The organism is Cesiribacter sp. SM1, from assembly GCF_020178975.1.
In the GTDB taxonomy this organism is placed as follows: Bacteria; Bacteroidota; Bacteroidia; order Cytophagales; family Cyclobacteriaceae; genus Cesiribacter.
Map to the genome: position 1 here is coordinate 125,222 of NZ_JAHXBU010000045.1, position 17,224 is coordinate 142,445.

Annotated in this window: 12 protein-coding genes and 1 pseudogene; 2 read left to right on the top strand and 11 right to left on the bottom strand. The window is 45.7% G+C overall.

Annotation, left to right across the window (positions count from 1 at the left end; translation table 11 throughout):
• Positions 1–123: 123 nt before the first annotated feature.
• The gene (locus KWJ01_RS09765) at positions 124–969 is read left to right on the top strand and encodes a neutral zinc metallopeptidase (RefSeq protein WP_224996249.1); all 846 of its coding nucleotides are present in this window, start codon (positions 124–126) and stop codon (positions 967–969) included.
• Positions 970–1,286: 317 nt separating this feature from the next.
• Here KWJ01_RS09765 and KWJ01_RS09770 read toward each other — a convergent pair whose 3' ends face one another.
• Entirely contained in the window at positions 1,287–1,571 is a 285-nt protein-coding gene (locus KWJ01_RS09770) for a hypothetical protein (protein WP_224996250.1), read from the bottom strand.
• A 401-nt stretch (positions 1,572–1,972) separates the two neighbouring features.
• Between KWJ01_RS09770 and KWJ01_RS09775 the strand changes: the two genes are divergently transcribed.
• Positions 1,973–2,920 carry a DUF808 domain-containing protein gene (locus tag KWJ01_RS09775; RefSeq protein WP_224996251.1) on the top strand — a complete coding sequence of 316 codons (948 nt, stop codon included), beginning with the start codon at positions 1,973–1,975 and terminating at the stop codon, positions 2,918–2,920.
• A 64-nt stretch (positions 2,921–2,984) separates the two neighbouring features.
• Here the strand turns inward: KWJ01_RS09775 and KWJ01_RS09780 are convergent, their stop codons facing one another.
• The 10 genes and pseudogenes from KWJ01_RS09780 to KWJ01_RS09825 form a co-directional block, all read right to left on the bottom strand.
• The gene (locus tag KWJ01_RS09780; RefSeq protein ID WP_224996252.1) at positions 2,985–3,680 is read right to left on the bottom strand and encodes a haloacid dehalogenase type II; all 696 of its coding nucleotides are present in this window, start codon (positions 3,678–3,680) and stop codon (positions 2,985–2,987) included.
• Between the two features lie 522 nt (positions 3,681–4,202).
• Entirely contained in the window at positions 4,203–5,477 is a 1,275-nt protein-coding gene (locus KWJ01_RS09785) for a YdcF family protein (RefSeq protein ID WP_224996253.1), read from the bottom strand.
• A 100-nt stretch (positions 5,478–5,577) separates the two neighbouring features.
• Positions 5,578–7,599 carry a glycoside hydrolase domain-containing protein gene (locus KWJ01_RS09790; RefSeq protein ID WP_224996254.1) on the bottom strand — a complete coding sequence of 674 codons (2,022 nt, stop codon included), beginning with the start codon at positions 7,597–7,599 and terminating at the stop codon, positions 5,578–5,580.
• A gap of 173 nt (positions 7,600–7,772) precedes the next feature.
• Entirely contained in the window at positions 7,773–9,428 is a 1,656-nt protein-coding gene (locus KWJ01_RS09795; RefSeq protein WP_224996255.1) for a RagB/SusD family nutrient uptake outer membrane protein, read from the bottom strand.
• A gap of 12 nt (positions 9,429–9,440) precedes the next feature.
• Entirely contained in the window at positions 9,441–12,518 is a 3,078-nt protein-coding gene (locus KWJ01_RS09800; RefSeq protein ID WP_224996256.1) for a TonB-dependent receptor, read from the bottom strand.
• Positions 12,519–12,972: 454 nt separating this feature from the next.
• Entirely contained in the window at positions 12,973–13,131 is a 159-nt protein-coding gene (locus KWJ01_RS28295) for a DUF1793 domain-containing protein (RefSeq protein WP_370634701.1), read from the bottom strand.
• A 530-nt stretch (positions 13,132–13,661) separates the two neighbouring features.
• Positions 13,662–16,016, bottom strand: coding sequence for a GH92 family glycosyl hydrolase (locus KWJ01_RS09810; RefSeq protein ID WP_255651051.1), 2,355 nt, complete (start codon positions 16,014–16,016; stop codon positions 13,662–13,664).
• Positions 16,017–16,319: 303 nt separating this feature from the next.
• Positions 16,320–16,544 (bottom strand): annotated as a pseudogene (locus tag KWJ01_RS09815) (DUF1793 domain-containing protein); the annotation flags it as partial.
• Between the two features lie 12 nt (positions 16,545–16,556).
• Entirely contained in the window at positions 16,557–16,727 is a 171-nt protein-coding gene (locus KWJ01_RS09820; RefSeq protein ID WP_224996258.1) for a DUF1793 domain-containing protein, read from the bottom strand.
• Between the two features lie 70 nt (positions 16,728–16,797).
• Positions 16,798–17,163, bottom strand: a complete 366-nt coding sequence (locus KWJ01_RS09825) for a DUF4964 domain-containing protein (RefSeq protein ID WP_224996259.1) — start codon at positions 17,161–17,163, stop codon at positions 16,798–16,800.
• Between the last annotated feature and the right edge of the window lie 61 nt (positions 17,164–17,224).

Below are 17,224 nucleotides of genomic sequence, written 5' to 3' on the forward strand. Positions count from 1 at the left end.
TAATACACAGGCATTTTGTTACTAAGGGAACTCCTGATGCTACTTTCTGTAGCGCTATAGTATGGCACGGCGGCTCGAAACATTCCAGTAGTAATTTTTATTTTATACTCATATTTTATAATCATGAGATACAAAGGCCGCAGATCCAGTTCAAATGTTGAAGACCGCAGAGGCATGTCCAGGGGTAAATTGGCAGTCGGGGGTGGTATTGGTGGAGCTATCATGATCGTGCTGTACCTTCTGTTGGGTGGAGACCCGAGTGCTGTAATAGACCAGGCAGGACAGGATCAGAATAGCGCATCTGGTACTTACGAGCCAACTGCTGAAGAACAAGAATTGTATGAGCTGGTAACGGTTACCCTTGCAGATACAGAGGATGTCTGGCAGGAAATATTCAGAGAGAGGGGCTCAACCTACGAAGAGCCGAATATGGTGGTATTTACAGATGCTGTGCAGTCGGCGTGCGGTACTGCAGAGTCTGCTACCGGACCATTTTATTGCCCTGCCGATCGCAAAATCTACATCGACCTGAGCTTCTACAATCAACTCAGGCAGCTGGAAGCCCCTGGAGATTTTGCCATGGCCTATGTAGTAGCTCATGAGGTAGGTCATCATGTGCAAAACCTGCTGGGAATCTCAGAACAGGTACAGTCACAGCGAAGGAGCCTCTCAGAACAGGAATACAACCAATTATCTGTGAGGCTGGAATTGCAGGCCGATTATTTTGCGGGTTTGTGGGCCCACCATGCCCAGGACAAATTCAATATTTTGCAGGAAGGCGATATAGAAGAAGCCCTCAATGCCGCTAACGCTATTGGCGATGACCGGCTTCAAAGACGTTCGCAGGGATATGTAGTGCCTGATGCCTTTACCCATGGCACCTCAGCGCAGCGCGTACGCTGGTTCCGTAAAGGCTTTGAGTCGGGTAAGCTGGAGGAGGGTGATACCTTCAATACCACGAATCTGTAGCAAGCCGGAGGCAGGATGCAGGCGTACCAGGCTGGTGCTTCCATGATTCAGAAAGCTTAAAAAACATATAAGTCTGACTGGCATCAGATTTGCAGTTTATTGTGGCTGAAAAAGATCACAGACAGTAGCCCTGCTGTCTGCCAACCCCCAATATAGCTGACATTGGCCATTAGCAATTAAATCGAAATAAGAGAATCAATACTGTTTACAATACGGCTGTGCCAACATCTTCATTGAACACAGCCCCCCTCCTTACACCTCACATCATGTTGATGAGGCGCAGTATTAATGTAATGTACCAGATATTGGAAGCCCGATTAGCTTAAACGCTTTTGTGCTTTAAACGGATTCTGGACAAAGCTATACATATAGGCGTCAAAGCTTTTTTTGATGATAGCTGCAGCTTTTTTGTTCGCAAAGTCTTCTCCATCTTCAACTTTACACAGCGTTACCACCTGACTGTTCTTTGAATATTCATCCTTTATTTTGTAGAAACCATTATCTAAAAACACTTTTTCGGAGGTAAGAATCGATAGCTTGTAATCCTTTTGTTTTGGTTTTGTTCTTGTAAAAAAGTCAAGAACAGGAGTTAGTACATTCATGGTTAAAAAAGGGCTGTAGTGTAAAAAATCACCTATACTATAACGGGAAAATCCACATTGGGTAAACATCTTGTACCGCTTTTTAGCAGTTATTTTTGCATACTGCACTATGCCTGTTTATACTTTGCTGGTGCTGGTGAGGCAAACACCTATGAAGTTATACTCTTCTACAATAGATAGATTTACTGCTGTTTGCACCGACTGCAGTTAGGTGGTTCTGGTTTTGCAGGAAATTAAGCTGATAGTTTCACCCCAGGAATCATAAGGGAATAGCATAGTTTGTATCAATTTTGCTTTCTTTGTCATGCTGAATAAGGCTGTAATTCACTCCTGGCTTCTGGGGGTAAATTACAGCACCGGTCTACAGGAAAATATGTCTGATTTAACATACTAAACAAATAATGGCTTCTGGACTTCTCGCTCTTTTAGATGACGTATCCGCCCTGGTGAAGGTCAGCGCGGCAAGCCTGGATGATGTTCCCACGCAGGTTGCAAGAACTACGGGAAAAGTATCAGGCATTGTTATTGATGATGCGGCAGTAACACCAAAATATGTAGTGGGCCTCGATCCCTCCCGCGAGTTGTCGATCATCTTCCAGATCGCAAAAAAATCATTGATCAATAAGCTGCTAATTTTAAGCCCGGCGGCCCTGATCCTGGGCTTGTTTGCTCCCTGGGCAATAACTCCAATATTGATGCTGGGGGGTGCCTATCTATGCTTTGAGGGCTATGAAAAAGTCCACTCCATGTTCAGCAAACATCATACTGATGCAGCTCATATCCCTGGGGATAACCTGAAAGTAATCACCCCTGAAGAACTGGAAAAGGAAAGAATAAGTAGTGCAGTTCGTACAGATATGATTCTTTCCGGTGAAATAGTGGCCATTACCTATGCAACAGTAGCTGAGCAAACTTTGGTAAGCCAGATTGTGATTATGATTTGCGTGGCTGTTTTCATCACAATAGCCGTTTATGGGTTTGTAGGTTTGATCGTTAAAGCCGACGATATTGGGCTGCACATGGCAAAAGAAAACAACCGCCCACAGGTCAGAAAAATCGGGAGCGGTATTGTAAAATTCATGCCCCACTTCTTAAAGATTCTCGGCTATATCGGAACTGCCGCCATGTTATGGGTGGGTGCAGAAATTATTGCCCACGGCATCCCTTTTACCAGTCATGCCCTGGATGATCTGGAGCATTCCCTGTCTCACATCCCCATCCTTGCCTGGTTGGCCAAGGCCCTGGTATGTGCACTGGGAGGATTAATTTTGGGTGCCATCATCGAAAAAGTTTTGGTGCTGGTCCGGAAAGTCTTTGCAGGATTTCGGGGCAACAAAGCAAGTGCATGATGCTAAGCATTTGCCTGTTTTAGAAGAAGGCCTCTCGTAGCTTTACTTTCTGAAGATACAGGCACTATTTCTCCAGGGCAATCAGTATATCTGCTAACTCTGTTAGAGAGGGTACTGTTATTTCCGGACTTTCCGATAGCGGGTAAAGGGTCTGGCCAGGCCTGTCAATAAAGGCGGCCTGCCACCCTGCCCATTTAGCACCTGCTATGTCCCAGCCATGGGCAGCGACCATCAGGCTTTCTTCTGGGCGTACTCCTATTTTACGGGCTGCCCAACTGTACACACGGCTATGAGGTTTGTAGATGCCTGTATCTTCCACACTTAGCAAGCGCTGAAAATACTGCTTCAGACCTGAATTAGTCATTTGCTCCTCCAGCGCCTGATTGGCTGAGTTGGTAAGGGTTACCAGGGTATAGCCTGCTTCCTGAAGCCTGGAAAGTGCACCGGGCACCTCCTGATGGGCAGGCAGCGATCGCATGGGTTTAAGCGTTTCCTTTGCCTTTTCTTCCGTGATGGAAATGTTGTTCTTACTTGCTACCATTTGCAGGGCTGCTGCTCCTATCTCATCAAATTCATGGTATTGGCCTCCTACCGTATCCACCAGCGCGTACTGGAGCATGGTTGTTACCCATAGGGAGGCCAGTTCTTTGCGGCCATCCAGGGCCTGACTTACTTTTTCCTTAAGGGGCTGCATGTCCAGCAGCGTTTCATTTACATCAAAAAAGATAACTGCTGGTCGTTTAAGTGCTTTTGTTTCCATGGGGCCTGCGTTGAAATACAGGCAGCACTACAAGTCCGCCTGCGAAAAAATTACATATCAAGCAGCCAGTGTACTCCACCTCACAACTTTATCAGCAGGCTGATTTGGCTAAAAGTACATTCGCCATACTGATGACTTCAGAAGGTTTGGATTTGTTTACTTAGTGAAAAGATTCTGAAAGAAATTTACTAAGGTTAAGATAATTAGGGAAAAGAGTTGGAAGGAGGTGGGCTGTTATTGAGTTTTTTTTCCACTATGATTGGACTTTCCCCAGAAAACTGTACAAAAGTTAACACAGCTAAAGATTTTGAGTGATTTGCTGGCCCACCTTCTTTAATGGGAAAGTTAGAAAAGATTATGCATCTGCTGCATAGCATTTTATATTTTCCTCTCATGGCTACACATAAAAAAAAGATAGCCGCCTCCAGCCTGTTATTCCAGGTTCTCGGGCGGCCCCTCCACAATATCCTGCTTTGCTTCCCCTTAGCGGATTTTGACTGAACTCCTCGTTGCTGCGTCATATTAAGGATCCAGCGGCTCGTATGGGTTTACGCGCAATGATTCCGCTACAGGGAAAAATGAGTTTGTCTCGTCACTTATCTTTTTCATATCCCGGAACGGCAGGTAGGTTAATTCTTGCATGCACCTGTCCTTAATGTTCAGGGTATATTTACTATGAGCAGGATTGGTCAGTGTCAGTACAGGCTTATGATCAGGAATATTAAAACGGTATATCATGCGGCTTACGTTTCTCAGATTGGTAGTGGTGTGGCGGGCATGTGGTTCAATAAAAACAGCCTCGTCGGGAATACCCAGCGCCTGTACCAAATATTTCTTCATTTCCTCCGCTTCGTTGTAGGGTGTTTTATAGGGATGCACATTGCCGCCGGATACTACGATAAAAGGCGCAACGCCTTCCCTGTACATGCTGGCGGCAACCTCACAGTAATGTGCTGCGCCTGCATCCAGGGCGATGGCAGGGTCCTCCGGGCCGTGGCCAAGTACCAGAATCATGCTATAAGGATAGCTGTCCCAGTCAGTCTGCTTTATCGCCTGATAAGGCTTTTTGTTATATCCTTCCGCCAGTGGCTCATAACGGGCTGCTTCATCTCTCCCATTCAGCTCCAGTGCCTTTAAGGCTGCATATACAGGCAGATCATAAAATACTGCTTTCTTATCCCGCCCTGTTACTTTTGCCGCTATGCCCTGCCTGATTAGCTGTACAAATTTTTGGTCAGTGGTTTTGAAACTAATAGAATCTATGGCCGGATACCTGGCGCCCTTTCCTCCCATATACACATCCAGGATATGATTCAGGCCTAATGCGGTATCTCTCCAGGCTTTTCTAATCATCACCGTATCCACTGTTCCGCCATATTTTAATCCATAAGCTTCTTCCTGAAGTGCCCTGGTAAGTGCTGTTTTGAAAAGAGAGCCCTTAGAGAACATGCTCTGGAGTTCCTGATTAATAGCCTCAATTTCAGTTTCGCTCCACTTGAGGGCGGTGGCTAAACAGCCAGCTTCCTTACAGCCACCTAAAGTGCCTTCTACCCTTTCTGAATACTGCTTTGCAATACTTTTCAACACTTCGTTTTGCGCTACTTCCTGCTTTAGCACTTTAGACTTATCTATCACTTCCAGCAAGTTAAATGTCTTATAGAGTACTGTTTGATGTGGAAAGGCTGCCGGAGCACTTTCCGACATGGACTTCTCCTGGGCAAGTGCGCTGTCTACTATCCCGAGTAAGCCTATGATAGCAATCACCAAAAATCTGAATAATCGTTTCTTGTAGTTCATATAATTCTGACTGTGCGCTTTACTGTTTTTATATGTGTTGATTGTTCTGATGTGTATCTTTAGTCAATCCCCTGCTCATGAACAAGTCGGGATTAGGGGATTATGGTGTGAAAACCAGGCCGGGGATCCACTGATTGTTTATGCCCCAGTCTTTATTAGGTTTACCCGAGGCGGTAATAACTAACTCACCACCCTGCACAATCTCCTGATGCGTTAGCCAGTTACGCTCCAGTTTTTTGCCATTTAGCGTTACTTGCTGGATGTAGTAGTTTTCTTCGGCATAATTTTCCACCTCGATGGTAAAGGTTTTACCGGCTGGCAATTGTATTGCTACTGATTCAAATAGCGGAACATTGAGGTAATATACCGGCCAGCCTACACAGGCAGGATGAACCCCCAGGGCGGTTAAGACAAACCAGGAAGACATTGCCCCGGCATCATCATCCATGGTGCGCAAGTAAGCCTGTGGCTCATTTTTATAAATAGGGCCGATATAAGAGCCAATACCGCGGCTGTTGTCGTTGAAGTAGTGCTGTACCACGGTATCTACAGCCAGCTGGTGCAGCAGTGCCTGTGATTTCCATGGGGCTGATGTGGTATTATACAGTAGCGGCACCTGAAGGTCGGGCTCATTGGCGCGGTTATGGTAGTCATTCCCAAAGAACTCGTCGAGCTGCCTGATAAAGACCTGCTCCCCTCCGGCCAGTTCCTTCAGTCCTTTTATATCGAAGGGAACAGACCACCTGTATTGCCAGATCGTGCCCTGGTACATGCCCCGGGCCGACATCTTATTTACATCGTCACGGCTTAGGTCTTTGAAGTCTTTCTCCCAATGCCCCTTATACGCCAGGGCCTTTTGCATGTACTGCTCACTAAGCTCATCCTGCTTCAGCTCCTGCAAAATCTGGCCTAATGCCCAGGCATCATAAGAAGACTCCAGTGCTTTGTCAGGATGTGCATAATCCAGCCTGTCCACCTCCTGTCTGAGGGAGTCCAGGATAGGTGTAAAATCTATTTTGTAGCCCTTGCGGTAGGCATCCAGCAGCACTACAATTGCATGTTCTGTACGAACAGTGTTAGAAGGTTCATGGGCTGTTGCAAAATCTTTCTTGCCATAGGGATACAGGTTAGCGATGGAGGTAGCAATGTCCTGAAACCTATCCGTGTAAGCGAAGGATAGCAGGGGCAGTTGCGTTTTATAATTGTCCCAGATGGCCCAGCCGTTGTACATGGTGTTACCGGCGGTTTGCAGGGAACCATCAATGGCCCTGTATTTTCCATCCGCTTCCGAAACCACGTAGGGTGATTGTATGGCACGGTAAAGCAGTGAGTAAAAAAGCTTTTCTCTTACCGGATTCCCCTTCACGGCAATGCGGCCCAACAGCTGATTCCAGTCGCTCGTGCTTTTCTGTTTAAGCGCCTCAAACGAGCCTGTTGCAATAGCTGCCTTCGCATAAGCGGTATCTACGGAAGAGAAGGCAATATCAAGCTCTACTACCTGCTGCTCCTGATCAGGCGAGGCAATCAGCTTATGCGCATCCAGCGTGATCCAGTTTACGGGTTGCCGGAACTGCATATAGTAGTAGAGCCGGTAAGTGCCTGCGCTACAGGTGGTTTCCGATTCAATCCAGCCGCTGATGGCATTCCCGCTCAGCTTGTGTGCTTCCCCCACAAAGCGGTTTACGAAAGCATGGCTTAAATCTATGTAAACTCCTTTTCTGCCTACAGGAAAGCTATAGCGGTGCATGCCCGTGTTTTTGAAAACAGCAAAATCAGCTTTGATCTTATTTTCAAAACCTACACTGTAAAAACCTGGACCTGCAGTTTCCCCTGCTTTGATGAGCTGCGATGCAGCAGGATCATCGCCAAGAAATGGTTTCACCAGGATATTACCCCCGCTGCCCAGGCAGCCTACGCCTTCAAAGCGATTATGGGTAAAGCCTAAAAACTGCTTCGCCAGGTGCTCATAACCAGTGTGTGTGGAGGGATAGGTTTGGGGGCCTACGCTCAGCATGCTAAAAGGATAGGAAGCCGCTGGAGAGAGCTGCCCATGGTCTCCTGAGGAGCCCAGGAAAACATTCACCTTTTCTGCAGGGGAGCTGCTGCTATCAGACGGCAGCACTTGGTTTGAAACCTGATTAGGCCCCTGGCAGCTAAATAAAATTGCAACAGCTAAAATTGCAACAGCTAAGATTGACAGGATTCGCATGAAGTGTGGTAGGTGAAAACAAGAAAATGACAGGCGGCCTCTGCAAACAGCCACCTGTCATAGTTGAAATTATCAAAACAGTCGTTTTACTTCTGCATGCTTTGCATTACATCAAAATACTTTTGTGGGATGGGGAAGTATTCATGGGTGCCTTCCACAAAATTAGCATTGGTCAGGTGGGTTCTTCTTGTTTTCTCCACCGCCAGATAGCTGTTGATCGTCTCGGCTGCCACTCCCCAGCGAACCAGATCAAAAAAACGATGACCTTCCATGGCTAATTCCAGCCTGCGCTCTGTACGTACTGCCTCACGGGCAGCGGCCTGTTCGGTCCATGGGGTATTATATACCTCAATATTGTAGTTGCCAGCGGGTGCCGTGCCCTCCAGATTCATCACATACTGGCTGTCACGGGCTCTTTCTCTTACCTGGTTTACAACAGCTCTGGCGCCTTCCAGATCACCCAGCTCTACCAGGGCTTCGGCTTTCCAGAGTAGCAGGTCGGCATAGCGGATAATGTAGTAGTTAAGGGCGCTGATGTAGGGCCAGGTGTCGATCTGGTAGGGAGAGTTTGCAGATACTATCCGCTTTTTGGGTGCAAAAGGACCATAGGTAGCCAGATCGCGTGCCCAGTTTGCCTCATATAAGATGCCCAGGTCCAGGTAAGGAATGCCCGGCCTGCCAACGGTATGGTCCAGCCGTGGATCTACAAAGTCTGTTTCGGCAAGATTAATATTGTCTAATACCGGTATACCATTTTGGTTGGTCTTGTAGGCGTTGATCAGGTTCTGGGAAGGACGGTGAAAACCGTACTGTGAATAAAAAGGACCACCCGGCGCAGACAAACGATCTCCTATGCTGCCATTATAGTTATCAGGAGCGCCATCCAGCACAGAGTGTTGTACGGCAAAGATAATTTCGGCGCTGTTATCATTTTCCGGCAGAAAAACATCTCTGAAATTCGGCAGCAGGCTATACCTGCCACTATTGATCACCTCATTAGCAGCATCCAGAGCATCCTGCCACTGCGCCTGAAAAATATAGGTTTTTGCCAGGTATGCCTGGGCCGTCATTTTAACGGGCCGGCCGGTCTCCTCCTGGTTGTCAGGCAGCCTTTCATAGGCATTTGCAAAGTCTTCTTCTATTTTATCCCACAGCTCCTCTGAGGTATACTGGGTATGCGATACCGCATAATCATTTACGGTGGCAGCTGTTTCATCTATATAGGGAATCCTGTTATAGATCTTTTTCAGCTCAAAGTAGTAATGCCCTCTAAGGAAGTACAGCTCCCCCATCCTGACTTCTTTCAGTGCCGGATCGAAGGTTTCCGAACGTTGCAACAGCCGCATGGCTTCATTAGCCCTTTTTACCCCTTCGTAAAGCGCCACCCATTTTCGCTCAATATCTATAATGGTTGGGTTTGTACTGAATATTTCCATCAGGTGAATGTTATTCTGGTCGCCGGTGCCCCCTCCTCCTTTATAGGCATCATCAGAAACAACATCTCCAAAGCTCCAGTTTGAGGCTGGCGAGTTAAAGGCGCTGCTGGAGCCATCGTACTGGCCATTCAGAGAGCTGTAAACCGCAATGATGGCCTTTTCCACGTTTTCCGGGCTGGTCATTTCCGTAGGAGCAATTTCTCCGTAGGTCACTTCGTCCAGATAATCATCGGAGCAGGAAGAAAAGCATACCACAAGGGCTACAGCAATTGATTTTAAAGTATAGGTAGGTTTAAAAAGATTCATCTTCAGGATTGATTAAAGTTTGACATTAGCACCCAGTACAAAGGTTCTGGCGGGAGGATAGATCCCGCGGTCCACACCTATATCTAAATTCCGGTTGCTCGAAGAGTAATTTTGCAGGCCAATTTCAGGGGTCATGCCACTGTAGTTGGTAATGGTAAACAGGTTGGAAGCCTGCAGGTACACTCTAATATTCATGCCTCCAATACTGCCTTCAGGGATATTGTAGCCCAGCTGCATGTTATTCAGCTTAAAATAGGAGCCATCTTCCAGGTAGTAAGACGACGGTCTGATGTTGTTATTGGGATCATCCAGGGTTACGCGGGGAATGGTGGCATCTGGGTTTTCTGGAGTCCAGGCACCCAGCACCGCAGCGCTTTTATTGTAGGAGGCCTGGTTAAAGAATTCAGTTTTATACTTTGTCAGGTTATAAATGTCGTTCCCTAAACTTCCATTAAAGAACATGCTCAGGTCGAAGCCTTTATAGTGGAGGTCAACATTTAAGCCCATTGTAAGGTCAGGGTGAGGAGAACCGATAAAGGTACGGTCGTCACCGTTCAGCACACCATCGCCATTTACATCCCGGAACTTCAGGTCACCAGGCTGGGCATTAGGCTGCATGCCATAAGCTGCCACTTCTTCTGCATTCTTAAAGATGCCATCGGCCTGGTAGCCAAAAAAGGATCCGATTGGCTGATCTACGGTACTTCTGGTAATTTCCTGCCCAAAGTTTACGCTATGCAGCGAAGAGGTAGGAATGCCTAAATAAGAAATACCATTTAATTCCGTAAGCCTGTTCCGATAGGTTGCCGCATTCAGACCTAAGGTATAATCAAGTTCTCCTGCTTTGCCAATGTAGTTCAGGGCTACTTCCAGGCCGGTATTTTTCATCTGGCCACCATTGATCCAGGTACCATCGTTTGTACCGCCGTAGGTTGGTGGTATGGGAGAATACACCAGCACATCATCAGTTACCTTATGATAAAAGTCTGCTGTGAAAGCGAGCATATGGTCAAACAGGCCCAGGTCTATTCCTACATTAGATTGTTGTGTAACTTCCCAGGCCAGGTCTGTATTAGGAACCCTGGTCTGGATTAAACCCTGCGATACTGAGCCCTGGCCGCCGCCGATGGCGTAATCTGAATACCTGGCGTTGTTATAGTAACTATCAACAGTAGAATAAGAAGGCACCTGCTGGTTACCTGTTTGCCCCCAGCTGGCACGCAGCATTAAGGAGCTCAGAAAAGAACCTGTGTTAAAGAAGGCTTCATCGCTGATGCGCCATCCGGCAGATACTGCCGGAAAGGTGCCCCATTTATTCTCGCTTAGGCGGGAGGTACCATCCCTTCTCAGCGTAAGGCCCAGCAGGTATTTCTGGTCAAAATTGTAATTGATCCTACCAAAATAAGAAAGCAAAGACCACTGGCTTGCGCTTCCTGTATTCAGCTGGTTATCTGCGCCATAGGTAAGATAACGGAAGTTCAGGTCTTCATACAAGAAGTTTTGGCGGGAGGCAGAAAAGCCCTCGTAATAATACTGAATAGCCTCCTGGCCTAATAAGGCATCCAGGTTGTGCCTGCCAAATTTCCGCTGATAGTTAAGGGTGTTTGACCAGGTAAGCTGATAGTTAAAGCTGTTGTTGGTACTTAAAGAATTTACATTATTCTGGGAAAGGATCTCATCGTACACCGGTGAAAAGCCCCTGTAACTATAGTTCTGGTAATCAAGGCCCAGGTTAGTTTTGAATTCAAGATCTCCCAGCTCCACACCTGCATATATATTTCCCAGGGCAGAAAGCCTTTTCTTAACATTGTCTTTTGCACGGTCAAGTGTGCCCAGCGGGTTAGCTATGTCGTTAAGGGGGTTGCCTGCATAATTGCCGTTTATATCTCTTACCGGAACAATAGAAGGAAACTGGAACGCATTGTACACGATACTTCCCAGAGAGCTGTTGGTACCTACGTCAACCGTGCGTGTTAAAGAAGCGGTAAAGTTTTCACCAACGGTTATAATATCTCTTATTTTATAACTGGAGTTAAATCGGGCAGAGAATCTTTCAAAGCCGGTGTATTTAATAGTACCTTCCTCATTGAAATAACCGAGCGAAAGTGCATGACTAGCTTTCTCATCTCCCTTTGATATTGCTATATCATAAGACTGCACAGCCGCGGGCCTGAATATTTCCTTCACCCAGTCTACATCTGATCCAGGTATCGTCTGTTCATCATTCAACCAGGCAGGGATTACTGCACCGGCAGGATCTGTTCCATAAATGTCGTTTCCGGGTATGCCTCCGTCGTTTCTGGCTGCCTGCCAAAGCATATCGCCATATTGCTGTGCATTTAGCATACGGGGCAGATTAAATGCCTGCTGAACCCCTGCATAAGCATTTACATTGAAAACAGTACGATCGGAATTTCCCTTCTTCGTGGTAATAACCACCACGCCATTTGCTGCTCTGGACCCATAAATAGAAGCTGAAGCAGCATCCTTTAGTACCTGCAAAGTTTCTATGTCTGCCGGATTGATGACATTCAAGCCACTGGTAACAGGCACACCATCAATTACATAGAGCGGGTCGTTGTTGTTGATGGTGCCAAAGCCACGAACGCGAAGGGTAACACCACCACCAGGACTGTTATCGCTTAATACCTGCACCCCGGGCACTCTGCCATCCAGCATCTTCTCAACACTGGCGGTGGGCAAAGAGCTTATCTCGCCAGGATTAACCGAAGAAACAGCCCCTGTAATTTCTTTTCTGCTTTGCGCACCATAGCCCACCACCACCAGCTCATCAAGCTGTTCTAAATCCGGGCTAAGTGAAATGTTAAGGTTTGTCTGGTTTTCAATGTTAACCTCCACCTTCTGGTATCCAATAAAGGAAACACTAAGCGAGGTAGATCCATCTGGCACCGAAAGCATAAATTCTCCATTTGCGTCCGATACCGTACCAACAGAAGTACCCACTACAACAACAGTAGCTCCTGGCAGGGGCACGCCTTTTTCGTCAGTAATCACACCTCTGATTACCTGAGCCTGCTGCGCTACTTCCTTTTTTATTGTGCCCGGAATTGCTTCCGCAACGACTGGCATAGTACCCAGTACAGTTACAACACAGATACCATGAAGGACAGGTCGTAAAAAATCAAGCTTAATACACATAATGATATTTATGGAAGTTACTTTGAAAGATTGTTTGATTGAGCACATACCTCCGCTGCTTGCTCTTTAGCACTGGCAGATCAGAAAGCAGCTTTATTTTCACCGGCTGTGAACGTGACTGTTTGAAAGCGTCTATCGCTTCATCTTTTACAGAAAGGTTAAAGCCTAAGGCTGTTATCTCATCGTTATTCAAATGCTGAATCGTGTGGAAAAATGATCGTCAGAGAAAAAGTTTATGATGCTTCTACCGTTATTCAACCTGGGGCAAAGGTATTTTAATGGTATTAAGTGAAAGAGACGATGATGTTAAATGAAAGTAACCAAAGTGGAAGCACCATGAAGAAATGGTTACTGACATTATGCTGTTCAATTAGAATGTTTTGACTTACAGCATTAAAAAAAAGTAACTGCCCATGACAGAACTGGCCGGAAAACCGGCATGCGCTGCACTTTCTGTTTCATACCAGTCTGATGTGGGTACTCTGGCCGGGGTGTCGATAACGTAGCTGTACAGCGATCCCCTCTTGCTGATCGTGATGTAGATTGTAGGGAGTGGCTATATCTGGCAAAAATTGATGAATATAGTTTGGGTGCCTGCAGCCCTCCTATCCTCTGCCAGCTATCTGTTCGAGCACTAGCTGCATGTAGCTTACCTGCCTTTTGAAGTTAAAGGGCCAGCTCTCCATTTAATATAACGTGAGTTAAGGATGATCATCAGCGTCAGTTGCTCCTTAATCGTCATTCCCACGTAGGCTGGTATCTGTCAGCTAAAAACAGGAATGGTGATTCTACCTGTAAAAGCAAACAGATCTCCCTCTTCAGGGGAATGACGGCTTGTTTTTGACTGTAGAAGATGATAATAGGCAGATTATCAGTAGCTGCAATCCTTAACTCACGTTACTATATCTAAATTCCTCTCGATGCTCCATCTGGTGAAGCATTGTCTTTTGTCGCAAATTTTATTGCTCAGGCGCTTAAGGTGTTACTTTTCGTCTTTAACAGTTTATTAAACTAGTCGTCTTCTAATTTATCTGTTTCAGAGAAGCTGATATTCTTTAGCATCACCACTTATAGCTATAGTTCCTTAAATAGATTTTTATTGGGTTCCTTCCCCATTTCTATTTCCAGTTCGGCTCCATTTCTTAATATATCCAGATCAACCTGCCGATTTCTGTAGTCCTGACCATTTAACTTTATTGATTGTATATAATAATTGCCAGGTGCATTGTTGGTTGTATTCACTATAAGCGATTTCCCATTGTCCACTGCAATTTCAACTTTATCAAATAAAGGGCTGCCAAATTGAAAGGAAGGATCTATTTCAACCAATCCCTTCACATCAAATAAACCTATAGAAGACATAACATACCAGGCGCCGAGCTGCCCCTGATCTTCATCCTGGCCATAGCCATACCCGTGCACCTCATCAATCCCGTAGAATTCATTACATATTTCTCTAACCCATTTCTGGGTTAACCAAGGATGATCGGTAAAATTGAACAGCCAGGCAATGTGTAAATTGGGTTGATTTCCCTGGTTATATAAATAGGTTAATCCAGCAAAGGCATCTATGTCTTCTCCACCAAATTTAGTTTTTTCAGATACAGTAAAAATAGAATCCAACCTATGCACAAACTTATCTTCTCCCATTTTTGCTATAAGCTCAGTAGGCGTATGGGGTACATAAAAGGTATATTGCCATGCATTTCCTTCCTGAAAACCTACCCAGGGAGCAAAAGGGTCAAAATCTTCCAAAAACTCCCCAGACACCATTTTCGGTCTTACAAAATCGGTTTGTTCGTCATATAGATTTTTCCAGTTTTCAGAAAGCGCCATCAATTGTTCATACTCCCTTTGCTTGCCTATTGCTTTCGCAAACTGTGCTACAGCATAGCTGCTGTAGCTATACTCCAAGGTATGTGAAACCGAGAATCCTGAACCTTCAGGGGTGGTGTTCCAGCCCGGCACATACGCAACGTAGCCTTTTTCAACAAAGCCTTCAAGATCCATTTTTCCAGCTCCTTCAATCCTGTCCTTGTACCTCATCTCATTTTCATACGCAGCTTTGAAAGCAAGTTCAACATCATAATCCCTGATGCCGGCTTGGTATGCCGATGCTATGATCAAGCCTACAAAGTTTGTTCCCACACCCGATACAAACTTCGAATTTGCCAGACCATCACCGAGCCAGCCTGAGTTCCTGTAAACAGCCAGATGACTTTGTACAAAATCGTTATAATATTCAGGCCAGGCCAGGCTCCACAGCTGGGTTAGGTTCCAGAATGCACCCCATACAGAATCAGTGTTATAAAAATCATACACTGGCTTGCCCTCATTATTAAGGGGAATTTGTCCGGTGGTGCCATCATTCTCAGGAAACTGGCCATTTACATCACTAGCCAGGCCTCTTCCTAAAAGTGCATGATACAAAGAAGTATAAAATTTTATCTTGTTGTGGCTGGAAGTATCTGTAACCTTTATCTTGTTTAGTTCGGCCACCCACACCTTTTGCGCATTTACTTTTGCCTGATCAAAATCTAAATCTTTCGCTTCCTCTATCAGATTGTTTCTAGCATTTTCTACAGAGGTGTAGGAGAAACCGGCTTTAATCTCAATGGACTCACCCGGATTTGTTTTGAATTTCATGTAAAGTCCGGAGCCAGTGCCAGTTATGCGCGTATGGCCTTCGTGCTTTTCCTTACCTTTGAAGGTGCCTACTGCAACTGGCTTTTTGTTCACGACACCGGCAAAATACATGCGAACTTCTCCTCCAGGCTGATACTTTTTCACATATTCCGGATAAGTAATAACCCATCCTTCTATGGTATTATCTTCATGAAACGTAACTGAGGCATCTTTTACCTTTCCACTTTCCCCCAACTGATTTCCAATATCGAGCAGAATATAACCATTATCGGTCTCAGGAAATGTATATCTCTGAAATCCTACTCTTTTAGTAGCTGTTAGTTCAGCAGTCACATCATAATCCTTGAGTTTAACTTTGTAATAACCGGGGGAAGCATATTCGTCTTCTTTATCGAATCTGGAGCGGTATCCATCATCCGGATTTTCCAAAGTGCCCGGAACAGTTTTCAAATCACCAGTCATGGCAGCAAACAAAAACCCTCCTATCTGAAACTCATGCAGGTTGGCGAATCCTTCAATACTGGTATGCCTGGAATCGTACCCTACTGCTTCCCATCCCTGCTCATTACCATAACTTCCATTGGTAGATGGTCCTAGTTTAGCCATGCCGAACGGAACAGCGGCAGGTGTATAAAAGAACCAGCGACTATGGGCAGTTCCGATATTCGGATCAACATATTCAAGCACAGATGCAGATGCATCTTCGCTTCCATCAATCTGTGTTGTACTACAGGAACTAACCAACATTATAACAAGCCCTAAAATACTCGCAACTTTACGCATAACTTTAATTTGATTTCTTTTAAACATTTTCCCCCTGTATACCCTATTGGTGTAAAGGATGAGTTTGGCCGAATGGCAGCTTGTACACTTGCAACAGACCAGGAGATTGATCACCACCTCACGGAATTATTTAGTGCGAACGATGATGAGAATGACCTCTTCCACGCAATTCGTATTGGTCATATTTAGCGATAAGTCCCCTTGGCTGTCAGTAAGCATCCTTCAAATAGATCAATGCCTGTCATTGTCATAAAGAAAAGCACTGAAAGCACAACAGGCCCCAAAGTAGAACCAGCTTGCGACTTACTGCTTTTTAGCCTCCAGCATTTTGGTAAAGTATCCGCCCACCACAGACCTGGCCTGAAATCCTGCCTGCTCTGCACTTTCTGTCTCATACCAGTCCGACATGGGCACTCTGTCAGGGGTGTTGATGTCGTAGCTGTGCAGCGGGTCGATAAACTTTTGAAAAGTATTCTGATCATCTGCCAGAGTTGTCGTCCATACAATCCATTCTGACTTAGTATAGGTGCGGCGGTTATCTTAAGGCAAACCGTACTCATTCTGCTGAGTCAGATAAAACGCAATCTCCTTCTGCTCCAGGGCATCGGGAAAAAACAAGGATTCCTCCGGAGTTCCAGCTGATAGTGTAAACTCTCTTCGTACCCAAATCTCATCGGTATCCTCCTCCCAAACAGTGCCCACGGCAGTCATCCCCGGTGAACCAAAAGCCGATTTGCCAGACCGAAAGGACTTTGGATCAAAATCTGGCTGCTCCCAACACTTAGCAGGCGCTTCTGTTGTGTAAAGCCCTCCCACAGCTCATCTTTTGCAGTGGTAGCACCATTTCCATCGGAATTTCCTCTTTGCCCATGAAACGATATACCTTACCATCTACCCTAACTGCACCGATGAGAGAATGTACCCGGCCCGTCCAGTGCCTGACGGGATCATCGTACAGTTTATCTGCCATTGACCAGGCACTTGTATACGGATCGATCGTTACCAGCGGATAGGCAGGTGCTCTGAAAGTGGTGGTATAATCCTGCTCAACCACATTTTGCTGATACTCTTCATTTGCAGTTCTGCAGGATGCAAAGGGCTGTACCAACAACAAAATCAAAAGAAGTCTACTGTATACCTGTTTCATGTGTACGTTTTTTGTCAATACTTTACTGATTTAAAAGCAGAACCTAAATCCAATTCTATTT